The following is a 21,829-nucleotide window of genomic DNA, read 5'->3' as shown; positions in this document are numbered from 1 at the left end:
CTGACGGGCCGTCATCGGCCCGCTTTTCATTTCCGGTGAAGCGAAACGGCTGCGCCAGCCGTGATGCGGCGCAGCAGGAATTGATGCCCCGGATAGTCCGAACGGACTATGAATGTCCATATTTCATGTCACGGCATGGACATGTTCCGCCCCGACAATCGGCGCTGAAACTTATCCCCGCCTGCCATGAAAACCCTGATTGCTCTCGGCGCCTTCGCGGCGCTCATCCCCTCTTTTGCCAACGCCTGGTGGGACGAAGCGTGGACAGCGCGCCGAATTGTCACGCTGGACACCAGCGCCGCGGGTGTGCCGATCACCGCACCGCAGAACTCGATTCCAGTGGCGATCCGCCTGCACAGCGGCAATTTCGACTTTCTCGCCGCAAAGGACGATGGCTCGGACATCCGCTTCGTCACGGCCGACGACAAGACGGTACTGAAACACCACATCGAACGCTATGACGCGCTGAACGAGCTGGCCGTGGTGTGGGTGCAGGTCCCACTGATCGCCGCCGGCGATGCGCCGGCCACGCTGTACGCCTACTTCGGCAATGCGGCGGTGGGTGGTGCGCAGGACAGCAAGGCGACCTACGACGCCTCTACCGTCGGCGTGTGGCACTTCTCCGAAGCCGCCCCGCTGGCCGATGCATCGGCCAGCGCGCTGGTGGCACAGGGCGCGGTGCAGATCCAGAAGGCGGCACTGCTCGGCGACGCGGCCATCTTCGGTGGTGCGCCGATCACCGTGGCCGCCGCCGCGCCGACGGCGACGACTGCCGGCGGCGCCTGGACGATGTCGGCCTGGATCAAGCCGGCCGCACTGCCGCAACAGGCGACGCTGTACGGCCAGGGCGCGCTGACGGTGAAGATCGAAGACAGCGCGCTGGCGCTGAACATCGGCGCCACCCGACTCGCCGGCGGCACGCTGCAGCCGGGCGTGTGGCAGCACGTCGCGGCAACGGTGGGCGGCGGCAAGGCCACCCTCTATGTAAATGGTCAGCCGGCCGGCAGCGCAGACGTTGCGCTGACCGCCGAACAGGCTGATGTCGTCATCGGCGAGGGCTACACCGGCGAACTGGACGAACTGCAACTGGCGAACACTGTGCGCAGCCCCGACTGGGTCAAGCTCGCCGCGCTGGGGCAGGGCGCCGACGCGACCTTCGTCGCGGTGCGCGAGGAGGTGGCCGAATCGGAAGGGGGGCACAGCCATTTCGCCGTGCTGGTCGACAACCTGACGGTCGACGCCTGGGTCGTCATCATCATCCTCGGTGTCATGTTCCTGATCAGTGCGTGGGTCATGGTGGACAAGGCGATGCAGGTGATGCGCATCGACAAGGCGAACCGCGGCTTCATCAATCGCTTCCGCACCGCCGCCAATGACTTCCTGCTGCTCGACAAGGGTGAAACATACGGCGATTCGTCGCTGTTCCGCCTTTATGGCGCGGGCTTGCGCGAAATCCGCAAGCGTTTCGACACCCAGGGCGAAGCGGCTGGCCTGACCGGTGCGTCGATGGACGCAATCAAGGCTGCGATCGACGCTGATCTGGTGCGCGAATCGCACAAGCTCAACGCGCGCATGGTGTTGCTGACCATCGCGATTTCCGGCGGCCCCTTCCTCGGCCTGCTCGGCACGGTGGTCGGCGTGATGATCGTGTTCGCGGCCATCGCGGCGGCGGGCGACGTGAACGTCACCGCCATCGCGCCCGGTATTGCCGCCGCATTGCTGGCTACCGTCGCCGGTCTGGCGGTCGCGATTCCGGCGCTGTTCGGCTACAACTACCTCGCGTCGCGCATCAAGAACATCAGCGCCGACATGCAGATCTTCGTCGACGAGTTCATCACCCGCGTCGCCGAAGTGCACGGCCGCTGAGAGGCGAAAAATGCGACCCCCACGCTCACTTCGTTCGCTGCCCCCCACGGGGGCTGCTCAGCGCCTTCGGGCGGCCGGGCGGCGCTGACATGTCCGCCGACGTCAAGGACGACAACCAGCCGTACGACGAGATCAACGTCACGCCCATGCTCGACCTGGCGTACGTGCTGCTGGTGGTGTTCATCATCATGACCACGGCGTCGGTGCAGGGCATCAAGGTCGAGGCGCCGGTGACCGAAACGGTCGTCAGCCTGGCCAAACCGCAAACACGCGCCATCACGATCACGGCGGCCGGCGACGTTTTTCTCGACGCCTACCCGGTCGATCTGGCGATGCTCGAAACCCGCCTCGCCCAGCACAAGAGTGCCAACCCGGCGTTGCCCGTGGTGCTCAAGGGCGATGCCGCCGCGCACTTCGAAAAGGTGTCGGCCGTGCTCGAAATCTGCAAGCGGCTGGACATCACCGAAGTCGGACTGGTGACCAAGAAGGCGGCAGGCTAGTCATGGAGCGGAACGCGTAATGCAGGTCAACACCGAAGCCAAGCCGTATGACTCGATCAATGTCACGCCGATGCTCGATCTGGCGTACGTGCTGCTGGTCGTGTTCATCCTGATGACCACGGCCGGCGTGCAGGGCCTGACGATGACGCTGCCCAAGCCGTCGAACAAGCCGAGTACCGAACAGCACGAAATCAAGATCGTGCAGGTGATGGCAAGCGGCGCGCTGATGGTCAATGGCGTCGGCGTGACGCTCGGTCAGCTCGAGGGCCAGCTCAATGCGGTGCGGGCGCGCGACCCGAAATTCAGCGTGATGATCCGCGGCGAAGCGCGCGCGCCCTACAGCGGCGTGATCGAGGTGATCGATCTGGTCAATCGCATGGGCATCGAGAATGTCGGCCTCATCACATCCAGGATCGGTACCTGATGGCGGCGCTGGCTGAAGATTCGCTCGAGGGCGTCAGCACCGGCCGCCGGGTGCGCAACATCCTGCTTGCGCTGGTTGGTATGGGGTTTGTGGGCTATGGCGGCTACTGGCTGAAGTCGCAGTTTTCGACGCCATCGGCACCGACCCGTCAGGTGACGAAGATTTCCATCATTCCGGATACGCCGCCGCCCCCGCCGCCGCCGCCGCGGGAAGAAAAGCGGCCGGAGCCGAAGGAACAGAAGGACGTCAAGGTCGAGCAGCCCAAACCCGTCGAGGCGCCGCCGCAGCAGGCCGAGCAGCTGAAGATGGAAGGAGCGGCCGGCGACGGCCCGAGCGCGTTCGCGTCGGGTGACGTGACCAATGAATACAAGGGCGGCGACATCGGCAGCACGATAGGCGGAGCGCCGGCCAAGCCCAATCGCATGCAGTACGCCTTCTACACCAATGCGCTGCAGCGCCACATCCAGGACGAGCTCGCGCGCAACCGCAACGTGAAGCAGATCGATTACCGCGTCGTCGTGAAGGTGTGGCTCGGCCGTGACGGCAGCATTCAGCGCGCCGTGCTCGACGAAAGTACCGGCGACGACAAGGCCGACAGCGCGCTGTCGGCTGCATTGGCCGACATGCGCGCCTTTCGCGACGCGCCGCCGGCCGACATGCCGCAGCCGATCCGCCTGCGCATCACCAACCGACTGACCGGCTGAGCGCGCGAGCGCACTGCCCAAAGATTCCAGACAGATCCCGGACCGATGTCATGAAGAAATCCCTCCTCCCTGTTGCACTGGCCGCGCTGTTCGCGCTGCCGGCGCACGCCAGTGAAGCGGAAACGCTGGACACGCTGCGCCAGACCACGCTCAACCTGATCGATGCCCTGGTCGATACCGGCGTGCTGACGCGCGAAAAGGCCGATGCGCTGGTCAAGGCCGCCGAAGCGAAAACCGCCAAAGCGGTCGCCAGGGCCAAGAAGGACACCACGGTGCGCGTGCAGTACGTGCCCGAGTCGGTTAAGGCGGAAATCCGCGACCAGTTGAAGCAGGAAGTGCTGGCGCAGGCACGCAGCGAAGGCTGGGCGACGCCGAACGCCATCCCGGAATGGACCGAGCGCATCAAGATCGAGGGTGATCTGCGGGTGCGTTACCAGAATGATCGTTTCCCGGCCGGCAACACGCCGATCGGCGGTTTTGCGCCCGGCGCCATCGGCAACCCGGCCGCCACCAATGATGACTTTCCGCTCGGCACGCGCTTTCCGTCCGGTGTCGACCTCGATGGAAATGGTTTCCCGAACGGCAATGCCAGCGACGACGTGAACCGGTTGCGGCTGCGCGCGCGTCTGGGCGTGTTGGCCAAGATCAATGACTCGGTAAGTGCCGGTCTGCGCTTCACCACCGGCAACGTGACCGACCGCGTGTCGACAAACCAGACGCTGGGCAGCGGCTTCAACAAGTACAGCTTCCTGGTCGATCGCGCCTACATCAAGATCGACCCGGTCGAGTGGGCGTCGTTCACCGGCGGCCGCGTGCCCAACCCGTGGTTCGCCACCGATCTGGTGTGGGACGAAGACCTGAACTTCGACGGTATCGCGGTCAATCTGCGCAACGTCACGCCGACCGCCACGCTGCGGCCGTTCGCCACCGCCGGCTGGTTCCCGCTGCGCGCCGACAACCCGCCGAACGCCGACAAGCAATGGCTGGCCGGTGCGCAGATCGGCACCGAATTCGACTGGAATTCATCGATCAAGCTGCGCTTCGGTCTTGCGAAGTACCACTACAGCCGCATCGAAGCGCGCACCGACAACAACTACGACGCGTTGAACGGCCCCCTCCAGGGCTACGGTCGTTATGAGCATTCGTCGGCGCTGCGCGCGAAGGGCAACACGCTGGTGCAGACCAACAGCGCGATCGACAATACCGAGGCACCGATCTACGGCCTGGCGTCGAAGTTCGAACCCTGGGTGCTCACCGCAACCGCCGACCTGGCGCACTTCGATCCGGTACACGTGCTGCTGTCGGCCGAGTACGTGAAGAACACCGGTTTCGACCGCGGCGACATCCAGCGGCGCACCGGTCTCGCGCTGACCGACGGCAAGGACACGGCCTACCACCTGCGCGCAGCGGTCGGCATGCCCGCGGTGCGCCTGGCCAACGACTGGCAGGTGTTTGCGTCCTACAAATACATCGGCTCCGACGCGGTGCTCGACGGCTTCACCGATTCGGACTTCGGTGCCGGCGGCACCAACCTGAAGGGCTTCGTGCTCGGCGGCAGCTACGGCATCTACCGCGACACCGCGGTCGGCCTGCGCTGGTACTCGGCAAAGAACATCCAGACCATGACCTACGACCCCACCGCCATCACCGCCCAGCGCTACGAAGTCGATACGCTGATGATGGACATGAACGTGAGGTTCTGACCGTGAAGATCCTGAGCTTCCTTCTGGTGGCCCTGCTCGGCGCCACGTCGGTCCATGCCCAGCAGGCCTCGCGCGAGCAGGAACAGCTGCGGCGTCTGCGTGCCCAGGCGCAGCAGTTGCAGCAGGCGCTGTCGGCCGAACAGCAGGCACGCCAGCAGGCGGCCGCCGAAGCCGACCGGCTGAAGCAGGCGGCCGAAGTCGAACTGCCGAAGCTTGAAGAAGAGGCGGCGAGTGCCAAGCGCCGCGCCAGCGGTGCGCAGCGCAAGGCCGATCAGCTCGCGAGCGAACTGGAAGAAGCGCGTGTCGCCGCAGCAGCACAGGCGCAGCAGCTCGAAGCGACCCGCAAGCAGCTGGCCGCCCGCGAGCGCGATCTGGCGCAGACGCGAAACACCTTGCAGAAGACCGAGCGCGAGCTCGAGGGCGCGCGTACCCAGGGTGAATCGCTGACCGGCAAGCTGGCCCAGTGCACCAAGGACAACGTCGCCCTGTACCAGACCGGCATCGACATGCTCGACCGCTGGCGCGATCGAACGATGGGCGAACGCATCGGCCAGGCCGAGCCCTTCACCCAGATCGGCCGCGTCAAGCTGGAAAACCTCGTCGAAGGCTATCGCGACCGCCTCGAAGACAGTCTGTCCCGCCAAGCACAGTAGCAACGACATGAGCGCCGTCGCTGTTGGCGCGTCGGCCTGTGGAGAGCAACCCCTGTGGGGAGCGACCCCTGCAGGGAGCGGCTCCTGTAGGGAGTGGGCCCGTGGGAGTGGCGCCTGTGGGAGCGGCCCCTGTGGGAGCGGCCCCTGTGGGAGCGGCGGCCTCGCCGCGATACGCACGCTGACCATCGACCATCGCTGCACTGATCGCGGCGAGGCCGCCGCTCCCACAGGCCGCCGCTCCCACAGGCCCGCCGCTCCACCGCCGGCACAGCGACCCGTGCCCCCACTCCGCCTCCGCCGCCGATACCGGCCTGCGGTGACGCAACGTTACACAAATCCACTGATGCACCGCCGCATTTTGCCGACCTGCTTTACACCTTACGGACTACCCACGGATGCCCTTCCACCCACGCGAGTTGTAACAAACCGGCGCTTTCAGGCGATTTTCCGACTTTGCGGATCATTTTAGAAAGCCTTGTCCATAAACGATTTCAGAGAACCAGATCATTTTTGATGAGCCGTTCGGACTACGAAATTGAAGCCTTGCTGCAACGGTTTCGTCATCTGCACTCGCTAACGTCGCGACCAGGTCAACGGACGGAATTCTTTACAGCAGATAGTCCGAACGGCTCATTCATTGGCACCACCCCCTTCGGTCGGGTGTAACGCGAGCCCGCCATTCTCGATCCGCTTCCTCGTGGAGCAGGGCTGTTCGGCGCGAGCCGGATACCACCCACGAACTTTCCAAGGAGATTTATATGTTCAAGATGAAACTGCTGGCAGGCGTTGCAGCCGTCGCACTGTCGGGTGCCGTCAATGCCGGCATCGTCGGCTCGTCGACCGGCAACACCGAACTGGTGCTGACGGCCTATGTCGGCGACGTTGGTTACACGTATGACCTCGCGGATGCGGGCTTCAACAGCATCTTCGGTTCGAATGTCAAGATCGACAGCCTGATCGGCAACGGAAACCAGACGAGCTACTCGACGTCTGCTGCCCCGAACGGTGCGCAGCTGACGAACACGAAGTCGTATCTCGCAAACGACTTTTCCACTGGCATCGTTTTTGATGCGGAGCTGACGGGTTTTGCTAGCTTTCTGACGCTCGCGGGCGGTGCTGATGGCGTGCTCTGGAATGTGTGGACCGGCGAAAGCTCAGGCGTGCGTCGTATTATCCAGACCGTTTCGTCGACACCAACGGATCGCGTGGTGACGTCCGCAATCAACACCGCAGTGCAGAATTTCGGTTTCTACACGGACGCGAACAGCCAAGGTGGTACGCACAACAACCTGGATGTGGAAGTCGATGGTTACCGAATCACGACGGTTGAGGACCTTACCGCATTTGCCGGCAACGTCGCGCCTCGCTTGAACGGTGCTTACAACAGCTTCGGCAGCATCGGCGATACGCTGGACATGTACGTTGTGCGTGGCGCCTCCCCCACCAGCAACACCGCACGTGGTGGCTTTGCCCAACTGCTCGGCATGACCGATCAGGCCGTAACTGCCAGGGTGTATGTCGGCGACCAGGGCGAATACCGCCTGCAGATCAGCGCCGTACCCGAGCCGGAAACCTACGCAATGCTGTTGGCTGGTCTGGGTCTGATTGGCTTCGCCGCCCGCCGCCGCCGCGCCTGATTCCCTTCTTGCCTTGAAGGCCGCGCGACGATGCGCGACCCGTTCTGGAGATAGACCATGAAACTGAAGTCCCTCGCTATTGCCTGCGCCATGATGGCCGCAGGTTCCTCTTTCGCCGCCGGCACCGTCAACATTGGCGGCGTATCGCATCAGGTCGTGTATTTCGGCGGCGCCACTGCCCCGGACAACTTCCTGAATGACATCGCCGAAGGCGTGCTGACAGGCATCACCTACTATCTGGCACCGAATTACCGTGCCTTCGCCGGTGCCGCCAACGGCGTGCCGGGCGTGACGGACGGCACCCGTGTGCTGTTCATCAAGCGTTCGGCCGGCGGCTCGGTGTTCGGTGTGAACCCGGTTGCCCGCGCCCAGCGCGTCAAGACGATCGACGTTAACAACTGCACCAGCGGCAACGGCACCAAGGCCACCCCGTTCAACGGTTGCGCCGTCGTCGGTATCGATCCGGGCGAAGCGAATCACGCAGCAGCGAACAATGCCGGTCTGGTGATCGACTTCGGCGTGTCGGACGTCGAGCCTGCGATGTTTGCCGGCCCGCTGAATACCGAAAACGACACCCCGGCGCTGTCGCCGCAGGAAGTGGCGCGCATGCGCGTGCAGCCGGTCAATCAGCTCATGATGGGCCTGGCCGCCACCAACACCGTTCCGGACACGACTTTCTTCTCGCGTTCGACCTATGGCGCCATGCTGAACAACCAGATCACGACCTGGGATCAGGTTGATCCGGATCTTGAAGGTGATGTCGTGGTGTGCCGCCGGGTTGAAGGTTCGGGTACCCAGACTTCGTACAACTGGTTCTTCGGCAACTTCCCGTGCGCGTCGAACGAAGGCGGCGCGATCGAACCCGCTCGCATGACAGACAGCTTCGGCTGGAAGTCGTCGGGTACCGGTACGACTGCCGACCCGTTCATCATCGACCCGGCTGCCGGTTACACCGTGATCGAGAACTCGTCGTCGGGCAATGTGCGTTCGTGCATGGCCGCTGCCAACAACGGCACCGACTACACCTTCACGTCGTGGGATCCGGAAACCCAGGCAACCAAGACGTTCAAGGTGCCGTTCTCGAGCACCGGCCCGGTCAAGGCAATCGCCACGCTGTCGCTCGACTCCTACACCGGCACCAGCGGCTGGAGCTTCCGCAATCTGGATGGCGTCGGCACCTTCAATGCCTCGACCCAGACGCCGTCGGCCAACGCCACCGGCATCTTCCCGTCGAAGGAAAACCTGATCAAGGGTCGCTACGATTTCGTGGTCGAACTGTCGATCCAGGATCGTACGGTCGCCGTGACCAACGAACAGGGCGACGTCGTGCCGGCGATTGCAGGCGTGCAGAAGGCGTTTGCTGACGAAGTCGTGCGTCGCGCAGGTTCGCCGCGTTTCACGGGCAACTTCGAAAACACCGGCGTTCAGGTCAGCACGCCGTTCGCTTTCGCCTCGCTGCCGCAGTTCTACGCCGGTCTGACCGATACGAATGGCAGCGAAGTGGATGGCAACAATGTCCGCTTCTCGGACCTGTACGTGTCCAAGTTCTCGCGCAACGCCAACACCTGCTCGCCGCTGCGTTTCATCGGCAACTGAGTGTGATGTACGCCGGGCAGCGTTTCACGCAACTGCCCGGTTCGTTTTGACGAACGGCCCGCCCCCGGCGGGCCGTTCCCTTGTTTGACTCCGTACTCGTGCCTACATCCTTCGCGGCTTTCATGATCGATACATTCCGGCGCGTTGCCGGCCTGATGGCAGCCACGGTGCTCGCTTTTCTTCTCGCCCTGCACATGCCTGCCGCGGCGCAGGACGCGTCGCGCTTCGACATTTTCGAGTTCGAGATCGAAGGCAATACGGTATTGCCGGCCGAGGCGATCGAACGCGCGGTCTATCCCTTCCTGGGCGAGGGGCGCAACGCAGAAGACGTGAACAGTGCCGTCGCTGCACTGGAAAAGGCCTACCAGGACGCCGGCTATCTGACGGTGGCCGTCGGCATTCCCGAACAGGCCGTGACCACGGGTGTCGTCAAGCTCGAAGTGACCGAAGGCAAGGTCGAGCGCCTGCGCGTGACCGGTGCCGAATACACATTGCCCAGCCGCGTGCGCGAAGGCGCGCCTTCGCTGGCAGAAGGCGGTGTGCCGCATTTCCCCGAGGTGCAGGAAGACCTGGGCAGACTGGGCCGCAATGGCGACCTGCAGGTGACCCCGTTGCTGCAGCCCGGCCGCGTGCCCGGTTCCGTGGCGGTCGAACTGCGACTCGATGACAAGTCGCCGCTGCATGGCAGCGTCGAAGTGAACAACAAGCGCAGCGCCGACACCGATGCCGGACGGCTCGAGGCGACGGTGCGCTACGACAATCTGTGGCAACGCAGGCATTCCATCGGCGTGACCTATTTCGTGTCGCCGCGCGACCGCGAGCAGGTCGAGGTGTGGGGGCTGAATTATTCGGCGCCGCTGGGCGACGCGATTCTGGCCGCCTACTACGCGCGCTCGAACAGCAATGTGCCGACGCTGTTCGATACCGCCACCCTGGGTCGCGGCGATACGGCCGGCTTCCGCTATGTGCGGCCGCTGCCCGACCGCGGTCGCGGCTTCTTCCATTCGATCAGTCTCGGTCTGGATTACAAGGACAACAAGCAGGACACGCTGGGCATCGGCGGCACGCCCTTCACGATCAGCCAGCCGGTGCGCTACTGGGTGTGGTCGGGCCAGTACGGGCTGACGGTACCGCTGCAGTCGGGCGCCCGACTGCGCTTCGGCACCACGCTGAGCGCCGGCTCGAACGCGATGAATGAACGCGAAATCGACTGCGTCGGCACGCGTGTCGAGCAGTTCGAGTGCCGACGTTTCGGCGCCCGCCCGGGTTTCTTCGTGTCGCGCTTCGAATTCGAAGGTGCCTTCCCGCTGCCCGGTGGCTGGGCCGCCAGTGCGCGGCTCGACCTGCAGCGCAGCAGCGATCCGTTGATCAACAGCGAACAGTTCTCTGCCGGTGGTTTCGATTCGGTGCGCGGCTATCTGGAATCCGAGCGACTGGCTGACGAAGGCGAGCGGGTGCGGCTGGAACTGGCTACACCGGGCAAACAGCTGTTCGACAGCGCAGTCGGCCTGTCCGGCCTGCTTTTCTACGATTGGGCCGGGCTGCGCATCCGGCAGGCCTTCCCGGGTCAGGATTCGCAGTCGGCACTCGAAAGCGTCGGCCTGGGTCTGCGCGTGAACAGTCCGCGCGGCATCCGGCTGGATGCCGACTGGGCGTATGCGCTGCGCGATGGCGCACCGTTGCCGGGTCGCACGCGCGAAGGCGATCAGCGCCTGCTGGTCCGTGTCGGGTACGAGTTCTAGGCGGCCACCTTCGCTGCGGGCGCAGCGGCGCTGCCCGACACCCGTTGAGTGAATTTTTGCATCGGCGCGGCGGCTTTCGCCGCGCCGTCATCGCCGCATCACATCCGGTCGCGAAGCTGACTCTTCGGGCCCGAGTGACGCGGCCGGCAGGAGATGAACATGAACACGAACCGCTACCGCCTGATCTTCAATGAACTGAGCGCCACCTGGGTGCCGGTGGCCGAATGCGTCGCCGCGCGCGGCAAGCGCAGCGCAGGCCGACTGCAGCGACACGTGCTGGCGACAGCCTGCGCACTGGCCTTCGCCACGCCGGTGATGGCGGCCGGCGCGCTGCCGGTGGCGGCACCCAACTTCGTCGACGGCCGCCTGCCGGGCACCGCCACGATGACCCAGACGGCGAATCAGATGGTGATCCAGCAGACCGGCAATGCGGTCATGCTGAACTGGAACAGTTTCAATATCGGCCGCGGCAACGCCGTGCATTTCGATCAGGCATCGGCGGCGATGCGTGCCATCAACGTGGTGGTGCCGGGTGGGCCGCGCAGCGAGATCGACGGCTCGCTGACCGCACGTGGCCAGGTGTTCATCTTCAATCAGGCCGGCATCCTGTTCGGGCCGGGCGCCAACATCGACGTGGGGGGGCTGGTCGGATCGTCGCTCAAGCTCAATGACGAACTGCTGCAGCGCGCGCTCAATTCGCTCGGGTCGACCGGCGCAGCGCTGACGCCGTTTGCCGATGGCGATTACGCCGGTCGCGCGACCGGTGACATCACGGTGGCGCGCGGCGCGCGCATTCTGGCGGCGAAGAACGGCCGCGTGCTGCTGGCCGCCCCCAATGTGCGCGTCGGAGCCGATGTCGACACCACCATCGATACGCCGCTGACGCCGGCCCAGCGGGCCGCGCTGCCGGACGCCCGCATCGAAGCCGACGAGGGCCAGGTGGTGCTGGCGGCCGGCGAGCGCATCTACATCGCCGACCCGCTCGACAGCCGGCTGCGCGGCTTTCTGGTCGAGGTGGACAACGGCGGCACGGTGACCACAGACAGCGCCTCGGAATTGCTGTCCGACCGCGGCAACATCACGCTGGTCGGTCTGAACATCCGCCATGCGGGTGCGGCGCGTGCGACCACATCGGTCACGCTGAATGGCACCGTGTTCCTGAAGGCGCGCGACAGTGTCGCCGCGCGTCAGGTGGATGCCATGTTCCCGGACGCCGAGCCGCTGGCGACCGGCGTCAATGTGCCGATTGGCCAACGCACCGGCAGCGTCGAACTGGCCGCCGGGGCGGTCATCGACATCAGCCCTGATGAGGCGTCGCGTACGCAGACTGCGCGCGACGACGCGCTGTTCCGCCGCTCTGAAATCAATCTGTACGGCCACACCATCGTGCTGGCCGATGCAGGGCCCGACGGCGTCGGCGTGACACTGCGCGCACCGTCGGGCTTGCTGCGCGTGACCGCCGAAGCGACCGCGCTGTCGTCGACGCAACCGGTGCCGCAGCGCGACGCCGCATCGCGCGTCTACATCGGCTCGGGCAGCGTGATCGATCTGGCCGGGCTCGACGCATTCGCCGACGCCGATCGCGAAATCGTGCGTGTCGAACTGCGCGGCGATGAGGTCAAGGACGCGCCGTTGCTGCGCGACGAGGAATTCGGCCGCGCGCTGTTCGGCAAGCAGGTGTGGGTGGATCTGCGCGAAGGCACTGAACTGTTTGACATCGCCGGCTACCTGGGCGGGGTCGAACGCTCGCTGGACGAAAAGCTGACCACCGGTGGCCAGTTCGTCGCCTATTCGCAGGGTGACGTGCTGACCCATTCGGCCAGTTCGATCGATCTGTCCGGCGGCACGGTGACCTACCGTGCCGGCGACGTGGGCTACACGCTGGTCCAGTCGGCAGACGGCCGCTCGCAGTCGGTCGCCGACGCCCGTGCAGACCGCATCTATACCGGCACGCAGGACCGCACACGCACGGTGGCGGAGCGCATCGAAGGCCGCGACGCCGGCGAACTGACGGTCACCGCCTTCGGCATGGCGCTCGACGGCGCGGTGAAGGCACAGCGCACGGTGGGCGCCACGCAGCGTGAGCTGGTCACGCGCGCACTCGGCCCCGGCAAGTCGGATGTGCTCGGCTCGCCGCAGGCCGGCCGCATCGACCTGAACCTGCGCCTGGTCAATGGTCTCGCCGCTCAGGACACTCGCTTCGTCAATTCGACCGGCACGCGAACGCTGTCGGCAACGGCCGCGCTGCCGACCGAGCTGTGGCTGCGCAGCGACTGGTTCTCGTCCGGCGTGGGCAGCTTCGAACTGACCGGTGCCGGCGACGTCGTGTTGCCGGAAGATGTGAGCCTCACGCTCGGCCCGACCGCGCTGTACAACGCGCCTACAGGCCGCTGGTCCGATGGTAGCCGCTTCGCGGTGACCGGCACGACGTTGACCATCGATGGCGACATCTCGGCCGCCGGTGGCGACATCTCGCTGCGCACCGGCGGTCTGGCCGACGACGCACCGCGCGCCACGCGCACGATTTCGGTCGGTGCCAATGCGCAACTGTCGGCGGCCGGCCAGTGGCAGCGCGATACGCGCACCAGTGCGCCGGGCTACGTCGCCGCAGATGGCGGTTCGGTTACGATCGACGCGGACAGCCATGTCGATCTGGCTCAAGGTTCGCAGATCGACGTGTCGGCTGGAGCCTGGCAGACACTGGATGGCACGCGCGAACTGGGCGATGCAGGAGCCATTTCGATCGGCGCCGGTTTCGAGGTCACCGGCGGCGATCCGGGTACCGGCGCGCCGGTCGGCAGCTTCTTCGGCAACCTGAATATGGGTGCGCGCCTGAGCGCCTTTGCCGCCAGCCTCAATGGTCGGGCATCGACCGGTGGCACGCTGGTGCTGCGCAGCGCGGCACTCGCGATTGATGGCGTGCGCAACGGACTTCAGGGCGACACGCTTTATCTTTCGCCGACGCTGTTCTCCGACGCGGGTTTTTCCGACTTCACGCTTATCGGCGGCAATCGGGTGGACATCGGCGGTGCGTCGGCGCTGACGCTGACGCCCGTGGTGCAGGCGCGCGCGATCGATGGCATCCGCAGCGGCTCGGCCGACTCGCTGGCCGGGCTGGGCAGCATTGCGGCGGTGCCGCGTGCGCTGCGTGACGACGGCGTGCAGCTCGCCTTTGCCGCGACCTCGGAATCGACCGGCACGCTGACGGTGGCGGACAACGCGACGATCAATGTCGATGCCGGTGGCGCCATCGACCTGTCGGCGAACCGCAGCCTGGAACTGGCGGGCGCGCTGAACGCGCCGGGCGGGCGCATCGCGCTGGGCATGGACGAAGTGCAGCAGGACGACATCTATTTCGGTGCTTCGCTGTTCATCGCATCGACTGCGCGATTGAATACCAGCGGCACTTTCCTGCAGACGCCCGGCCTGAGCTATGTCGATGGCACGCTGTTCGATGGCGGCTCGATCGACATCGCGGCGCGCCGCGGCTATCTGGTGATCCAGGACGGCGCGCAGCTGCGTGCCGACGGCACGAGCGCGGTACTTGCGCAACGCACCGGTGCGCTGGGCGCGCTGTCGGCCGTGCGCATCGACAGTTCCGGCGGCCGCATCTCGCTGAATGCACGCGAGGGGCTGTATGCCGATCCGCTGCTGTCGGCACGCGCCGGCGGCTCGAATGCACTCGGTGGCCAGCTGTCGGTCACGCTCGATCAGGGCTCGAACAACTGGGGCGACCTGCTGTCGCTGCCGGCCGCACTGACCGGTCCGCGCACACTCGACATCCTGCAGGGCGGCAACAGCGGTTCGGCCGCCTTCGTGCCCGGTGCAGCACCCGATGCGCCGACCTATGCCGGACGCGGCGTGTTCGCGCTCGACGCACTCGACGGCAGCGGCATTTCGGACCTGACGCTGGCAGTGCTGGGCAACGGTGGCAATTTCGGTACGCTGCGCTTCAGCGAGGACGTTGACGCGTCGGTCGCCGGCCGCATGGTGCTCAACGCCGCCAACATCCGGGGTACCAACGGCGCCGATGTGCTCCTGGGCGCGGCAGTGCTCGACTGGACCAACGTCGGCCGCATCCAGCAGAACCACGCGCAGCCGACCGCCGTGGCCGCCGGTGATGGCAGTCTGGTGCTGGCTGCTGATCTCGTTCAGGTCTCCGGCAACCTCGCGGCCAGCGGCTTCACCGACGTGACGCTGGACGCCCGCGGCGACCTGCGTGCGAGTGCGTCGCCCGGCTATGTCGCCGACGGTGCCAGCCTGGTGACCAGCGGTGATCTCACGTTGCGCGCCGCCCAGGTGTATCCGACGTCAGCGTCGCGCTACGCCTTCGAAATCCACAACAATCCGGCCGGCACGCTGCGCATCGAATCGTCGGGCGCCGCGGCCGGTCCGGTCTACTCGGCGCTGGGTTCGCTGACCTTCGCCGCACCGGACATCGTGCAGGCCGGGCGCGTGGTCGCCCCGTTCGGCGACATCGTGCTGCGTTCGGAAACGATCACCCGCACCGGCGCCGGCACGACGCGCACCGAAGCGGCTGGCGGTTCGATCGAACTGGCGGCCGGCAGCGTGACGTCGGTATCGGCCGACGGGCTGCTGCTGCCCTACGGCCAGACCGCACTCAGCGGACGCGACTGGCTGTATCTGGTCGGCAACGATGCGCGGATCGAACTCGACGGCACGCCGCAGAAGCGAATCACGCTCAACGCCGACAATGTGGTGTTGCAGGGTGCGCAGGGCGACCAGGCGGCCGCACGGGTCGACCTGTCGGGTGGCGGCGATCTGCAGGCCTGGGAATGGATCGCCGGAAGCGGCGGCTCACGCGACATTCTCGCCGCGCCGCAGGACAGCTATGCCATCGTGCCGACGCTGGGCAGCGGCTACGCGGCCTATGATCTGTCGATGTGGGCGGAAGAAGGCAACGGCCTGCGCATCGGCGAGGCGGTGCAGGTATTGGCATCGGCCAACGGGCTGGCTGCCGGCACCTACACCTTGCTGCCGGCGCGCTACGCGCTGCTGCCGGGCGCCTTCCTGATCAGTCTGTCGCCCGATGACAGTTCGCTGGCTGCGGGTCAGGCGCAGGCGAATGTCGATGGCAGCGCGCGCGTCAGCGTGCGCACGGCGCAGGCGCTGGCCGGGGCGACCACGCCTACCGGCAAGGCCTTCGTGGCCGAATTGCTGACCTCCGAACAGGTGCGTAACCGCGCGGAATACCTGATCTCGAATACCGCCGATGTGTTCGACGACGGACGCAGCACCGCCGACGCGGGCCGCCTGTCTCTGCAGGTGGGCCAGGCGCTGACGCTGGAGGGCGTGCTGGACACCAGCCGCGGCGCTGCGGCCCGCGGTGCGCAGGTGGACATCACCGCACAGGCACTGGCGCTGCTGGGTCAGGGCGCTGCCGCACGCGTAGGCGAAGTCGGCGTGTCGGTGGCGAGGCTGAACGCGCTCGATGCCGAAAGTCTGCTGCTGGGCGGCACGCGCAGTGATTTTGATGAAGACAGCGGTGAAACCCTGGTCGATGTGCGCGCCACCGACGACACCGGCCGCCTGATCCGCGGTGCGTCGACGGTGCGTCTGGACAACGCGGCCGGGCCGGCGCTGAGCGCACCCGACGTGGTGCTGGTGGCGCGCGACAGCGTGCTCATCGAAGCCGGCAGCCAGATTGCGGCAGTCGGCTCGGCGGATCCGGAGGCGCTGCGCATCGCCGGCAGCGGTGCGGATGCCGATGGCGCAGCGCTGCGCGTCAGTGCGGCCGATGCGGCGCCGATCTCGCGCGATGCGCCGTCCGGCGTACGCGGTGAACTGACGCTGGGCGCCGGTTCGCGCATCGCGGGCCGCGGCGTCGTACTCGACAGCACGCTGGAAACGCGCAATCTCGGGGCGACCATCGCGCTGCCGCAGAGCGGCGGCGCGCTGGCGCTGACCGCCTCGACCATCAATGTCGGCGACGTGCCGACCGATGCGCCGGGTCTGCGTTTCGACAACAGCCAGCTCGCAGCGCTGGGTGATCCGTCGCGCCTCACGCTGCGTGCCTACGGCGGCCTCAACCTGTATGGCGAGGTCACGCTGGGCAGTGCCTCGCTCGACCTGCTGCGCATCGACGCGGCCGGTATCGGGGGCGTCGACAACGCCGGCCTGACGCAGCAGATCGTCGCCGGCGAGGTGCAGTTTGCGAACGCCTCGCCCGCCGCCGTTGCGCTGGCACCCGCCGCGGGTACCGGTGCTCTGTCGGTGAGCGCCGACCGCATTGTGCTCGACAGCACGCCGGCCGCAGCCGCAGGACAGGCCGGCTTCGAGATCAGCGGTTTCGATGCGGTGACGCTGACGGCCGCGAACGAGGTGCGCGTGTCGGGCGACGGCGACTATCGCGTCATGGCCGATACGGTACGCATCGCGACGCCGCAGATCGTGGCCGACACCGGCGCGAATACCCGCGTCGCGGTCGATGGCGCGCTGTCGATATCCGGCGGCGCCACGCCGGCCGGTACGGTGCAGGCCGGCATTGGCGCGGCACTGGCGCTTGATGCGCAGACCATCGATCTAGCGTCGCGCATCGCGTTGCCGTCGGGTCGGGTCAGTCTCAGCGCGACGCAGGATGTGCGCGTGGCAGAGGGTGGCACGATCGATGTGTCCGGCACGGCGAAGAACTATCTGGGCAAGACCGTCACCACACCGGGCGGCGACGTGGTGCTGGCGTCGCGTACCGGCGATGTCACGCTGGCGCAGGGCGCCTTGATCGACGTGTCGGCAGCTTCCGCAGCGGCCACCGGTGGCAATGCAGGCTCGATCACGCTGTCGGCCGCCGAGGGTGAGCTGTCGGTCGCCGACGGTGCGCTGCGCGCGCAGTCCGCCGGTGGCAACGCGGGTGGCGCGCTGTCGGTCGATGTGCGTTCGGCGACCAGCCTGGACAGCTTGGCCGCACAGGGCAGCGAATTCACGCGCAGTTGGTCGGCACGCGTGCGCACCGGCGACACCCGGCTCGACACCGACCTGAAGGCGAGCGACATCGCGATCGCGACCGACGCGGGTTCATTGACCATCGGCAGTACGCTGGACGCGTCGGGCGCGGACCAGGGCGGCCGCATCGAGCTGTCGGCGCGGCGCGCACTCGATTACATCGACGGCATGACAACCGGCGCCGGTGATCTGGTGCTCGAATCGGGCGCGCGGCTCGATGCGCGCGCCACCGAATTCGTTGCCGAATCAAGCGGCACGCGCGGCGAAGGCGGCAGCGTGATTCTGGAGTCGAGTCCGCGCAGCGCGGGCGGCGAGAGCGGGCCAGCCCAGGGCGGGCGCATCCGCATCGCCGACGGTGCCGTCATCGATGTCGGCACCACTTCGGGTGTGGTCAATGGCGTTGCGCAGGCCAGTGCGGCACAACAGGGCGACGTCTGGCTGCGCGCCGAGCGCACCGGCAATACGGCGGTGGCCATCGACGGCAATCTGTCGAATGCCATCGACGGCGCGCGCCACGTGTTCGTCGAAGGCACGCGCATCTACGACGGCAGCACGCTCAGCATGAGCGCCGCGCATGCCGATGCAGCGGCAATGACCAGCGTTGCGAATGTGGCGGCAACGCGCGCTGCACTGGGTTTGCCGGCGCAGGACGCCGACGGCGGCACGCGCTTCCATGTGCGGCCGCACATCGAGTTCCGCGCCGACGGCAACTTCACGATCAATGCGACCGACCTTGCAGCGAATACCTACCAGGGCGGCACCGAAGCCGGTTCGCTGACCGTGCGCGCGGCCGGAAATCTGAATGTGAATGGTGCGCTGTCGGACGGCTTCGGCCGGCTGAACGCGAGCAGCCAGACCATCGTGCTGGGCGCACTCACCAGTGCAGGCCTGACGCAGAGTCGCTTCGATCTGGGGCAGCGCGATACCGCCTGGTCGATGCGCCTGGTGTCGGGTGCCGATCTGGCCGGTGCCGGTGCGCTGTCGCTGCAGGCGCTCGACACGCTGGTGGCCGCCAATCGCGGCGACCTGGTTCTGGCGCCCAACGCACAGGTGCGCACTGGCGCTGGCGACATCGACGTCGCGGTCGGTCGCGATCTGGTGCTGGGCGCGCGCGCGGCAATCTACACCGCAGGCTATCAGGTGGCACGAGGTGCGGAATTCGGTACGCAGACCCTGCTCAACCTGAATGGCTCGGGCAACCGGCAGGCTGAATACGCCACCGATGGCGGCGATGTCATGATCCGCGCGCAGCGCTCGATCGTCGCGACCGAATCGCCCGGCATCGTCGGCGACTGGCTGCTGCGCCAGGGCGCGCTCAGCCCGACCGGCGAATTCCTGTCCGGATCGAACCAGCGCAACACGACCTGGTACGCACGCATCGACCAGTTCAGTCAGGGCGTGGCCACGTTCGGCGGCGGAGATATCCGCGTCACGGCGGGCAACGACATCCGCAATCTGGGCGTGTTCACGGTGACCAACGGACGCCTGTCCGGTGCGGCCGGTACCACACCCGACGCGGCCAACCTGCAGGTGCTGGGCGGCGGCGACGTGACGGTGCGGGCTGGCGGCGACATCGGCAGCGCCATCCTGATGGTCGATCGCGGCCTACTGGACGCGCAGGCGGCGGGTGACTTCGGCAGCGCACGCAGCAGTGGCGCGGGGTCGGTGCTGCTGCTCGGCGAAGCGTCGGCCAAGCTGGGTGCGGCGGGCTCGATCGATCTGGAAACCATTGCGTCATCGACTGCGGTGCGTCAGGCGACGAATACAACCACGTCCAACCGAAGCAGCTACTTCTTCCGCTATGGCGAGGACAGCCGGGTCGATCTTCTGAGTTACGGCGGCAGCGTCAGTCTGGACAACGCTGCGACGCCCTGGGGCGCGCTGGCGCTGTGGGAAGGGCTGAACCCGCTGCTGCCGAGTTCGCTCAACGCGGTCGCCATGGGCGGTGACCTGAACCTGCGCAACGGCATGGTGCTGCTGCCGGCGACCTACAACGACCTGCTGCTCGCGGCGTCGGGCAACCTCAATCTGGCCACCGCGACTGGCGGCGTGGTCAGCATCAAGATTGCCGACAGTTCGCCCGCTCTGGTGCCGTCGGTGCTGCGCCCGGCGGCCAACTTCAACAATGTGTTCTGGGTCGATCTGGCCAACCCGAACATCGTGTCCGGCATCCGTGCTCACGATGCCGACCTGAATGCAAACCGCGTCGTCGAGCCGGTCAGGCTGGTGGCGGAGACCGGCAACATCACGGTGCCGGCGCCCACCGCCAGTCTGGCGCTGGTGGTCAATTCGCCGCAGCCGGTGCAGGTCGAGGCAGGTGGCGACATCAGCAATCTGACCATCCGCTCGCAGCATTTCAGCGACAGCGACATCACGCGCGTGCGTGCCGGCGGAAACATCACGTTCGGCACCGTGTTCGAAAGCGATGGTGTGACGCCATCGGGCAGCATCGCCGAAGGCATACAGACCGGCGGCCGCGGCAAGCTCGAAGTGGCGGCCGGCGGCAGCATCGATCTGGCCAATTCCTTCGGCATCGTCACCCGTGGCAATTTCGACAATCCGTGGCTGGACGAGGTCGGCGCGTCGATTCTCGTGCAGGCCGGCAGCGCCGGCTTCGACGGGCTCGCGCTGTGGTCGTCGCTGCGACCCGTGCGCGGCGCCGCTGGAGAGGACAGTTACGACAAGGTGCTGCTGTCGGTCAGCGGTGCGACGTCGATCGATGCGTTGCTGGCCGGGCCGGCCGGCAGCACGCTGACCAGGGTGCGCAGCGAAGGGCGCACGCTGCTGACGCAGAGACTGGGCGCGATCGATGCAGCCATCATCGGCTTCATGCGCGCCGGGGGCGCGGCGCCGGGTACACCGGACACACAACTGCTGCAGGCCTTCGATGCGCTGCCCGCGGCGGCGCAGCAGGACTTCTTCGCATCGCAGCAGCCGCTGATGTCGGCGTTGCTGAATGCCGGCCTCAATTACGCCGGCAAGCTGGGCGACGCGATCGGTGCCGGCGAGACAGGTTATGCCCCGGGTGTGGCACTGGTCGGTACCGCATTCCCGGAAGCGGCCGAAAGCGGCAACATCAACCTCTTCTTCAGTCAGGTGAAGTCCGAGCAGGGCGGGGATGTCAATCTGTTCGCACCGGGTGGCAGCATCAACGTGGGTGTTGCCGGTGCGGGCGCCAGTGCAGCCAGCGCGTCGCGACAGGGCGTGTTCGCGATCGGCGAGGGTGAAATCAACGCCATCGCCGGCGAGGATTTCCAGCTCGGACCGTCGCGCGTGTTCACGCTCGGCGGCGGCGACATCCAGCTCTGGTCGACGGCGGGCAATATCGACGCCGGTCGCGGCTCGCGCACGGCATCGGCGACACCGCCGCCGCAGGTGCGCATCCGGGGTGACCTGGTGGTGCTGGACATCAGCGACTCGGTGTCCGGTTCGGGTATCGGCACGCTGAAGCGTTCAGACGAGGTGCGCGATGCCGACATCCGGCTGTTCGCACCGTCGGGCGCCATCATCGCGCTCGATGCCGCGATCCGCTCCTCGGGCAACCTGACCATCGGCGCGCAGCAGGTGATCGGCAATTCGATCAGCGTCGGCGGCAGCCTCAGCGGCGGCGCGGCCGTGTCCGCCGCTGCGCCGGCTGCTGCACCGTCCGCACCGCCGCCGACCGAAGCCAACAAGGCGGTCGATCAGGGCCAGAAGGCAGCAGCAGCCGGACAGAAGGACGCTCGCGACCCGAGCTCCATCCTGACCGTCGAACTGGTCGGTCTGGGCGAGGAGGCGACCGCCAGCGGTTGCGAAGAGGACGACGAGGACGAGCGCTGCAAGGAACGCGCGAAGCGCGCCAACTGACGCGAACGGCCGCCCGGCTTGCTGCGACGGCGGTATGCGCGAGGGCGCCATTGCGGCGGCCGGTGTTGGGCATCGCTACGCTCACCCCAACCTACGGGCTGATCGCGTGGCTTTACTTGCTTGTTGGGCATCGCTGCGCTCACCCCGACCTGCGGGTTGATCACGTCGCCTCACTTGTAGGTTGGGGTGAGCGCAGCG

General features: G+C 66.6%; 10 protein-coding genes. All 10 read left to right on the top strand.

All coding sequences use genetic code 11. The annotated features are described in order from the left end of the window. Positions 1 to 186 precede the first annotated feature (186 nt). The 10 genes from BSY238_RS03985 (at position 187) to BSY238_RS03940 (ending at position 21,631) form a co-directional block, all read left to right on the top strand. Positions 187 to 1,866, top strand: coding sequence for a DUF2341 domain-containing protein (locus BSY238_RS03985; protein WP_069038001.1), 1,680 nt, complete (start codon positions 187 to 189; stop codon positions 1,864 to 1,866). Positions 1,867 to 1,955: 89 nt separating this feature from the next. After that, positions 1,956 to 2,366, top strand: coding sequence for an ExbD/TolR family protein (locus BSY238_RS03980; protein WP_069038000.1), 411 nt, complete (start codon positions 1,956 to 1,958; stop codon positions 2,364 to 2,366). A gap of 19 nt (positions 2,367 to 2,385) precedes the next feature. Then, the gene (locus tag BSY238_RS03975; RefSeq protein WP_069037999.1) at positions 2,386 to 2,790 is read left to right on the top strand and encodes an ExbD/TolR family protein; all 405 of its coding nucleotides are present in this window, start codon (positions 2,386 to 2,388) and stop codon (positions 2,788 to 2,790) included. Continuing rightward, on the top strand, positions 2,790 to 3,494 hold the full coding sequence (locus BSY238_RS03970; RefSeq protein WP_069037998.1) for a TonB C-terminal domain-containing protein: 705 nt from the start codon (positions 2,790 to 2,792) through the stop codon (positions 3,492 to 3,494). The genes BSY238_RS03975 and BSY238_RS03970 overlap by 1 nt, the downstream gene beginning before the upstream one ends. 50 nt (positions 3,495 to 3,544) lie before the next feature. Continuing rightward, a complete protein-coding gene (locus BSY238_RS03965; protein WP_069037997.1) occupies positions 3,545 to 5,197 on the top strand; it encodes a putative porin in 1,653 nt (550 codons plus the stop codon). 2 nt (positions 5,198 to 5,199) lie between these two features. Next, positions 5,200 to 5,850, top strand: a complete 651-nt coding sequence (locus BSY238_RS03960) for a hypothetical protein (protein ID WP_069037996.1) — start codon at positions 5,200 to 5,202, stop codon at positions 5,848 to 5,850. A 758-nt stretch (positions 5,851 to 6,608) separates the two neighbouring features. Further along, the gene (locus BSY238_RS03955) at positions 6,609 to 7,487 is read left to right on the top strand and encodes an FxDxF family PEP-CTERM protein (RefSeq protein ID WP_069037995.1); all 879 of its coding nucleotides are present in this window, start codon (positions 6,609 to 6,611) and stop codon (positions 7,485 to 7,487) included. A gap of 57 nt (positions 7,488 to 7,544) precedes the next feature. Further along, positions 7,545 to 9,083 carry a hypothetical protein gene (locus BSY238_RS03950; RefSeq protein WP_069037994.1) on the top strand — a complete coding sequence of 513 codons (1,539 nt, stop codon included), beginning with the start codon at positions 7,545 to 7,547 and terminating at the stop codon, positions 9,081 to 9,083. A gap of 122 nt (positions 9,084 to 9,205) precedes the next feature. After that, positions 9,206 to 10,825 (top strand): ShlB/FhaC/HecB family hemolysin secretion/activation protein, encoded by a 1,620-nt coding sequence (locus BSY238_RS03945; protein WP_223300260.1) that lies wholly within the window; start codon positions 9,206 to 9,208, stop codon positions 10,823 to 10,825. 159 nt (positions 10,826 to 10,984) lie between these two features. Further along, a complete protein-coding gene (locus BSY238_RS03940; RefSeq protein WP_069040435.1) occupies positions 10,985 to 21,631 on the top strand; it encodes a filamentous haemagglutinin family protein in 10,647 nt (3,548 codons plus the stop codon). The last annotated feature ends 198 nt before the right edge of the window (positions 21,632 to 21,829 follow it).

Origin of the sequence: Methyloversatilis sp. RAC08 (assembly GCF_001713355.1) — a bacterium.
Classification (GTDB): Bacteria; Pseudomonadota; Gammaproteobacteria; order Burkholderiales; family Rhodocyclaceae; genus Methyloversatilis.
The sequence above is the reverse complement of the archived record's forward strand: the minus strand, read 5'-3'. Positions and strand labels throughout refer to the sequence as shown.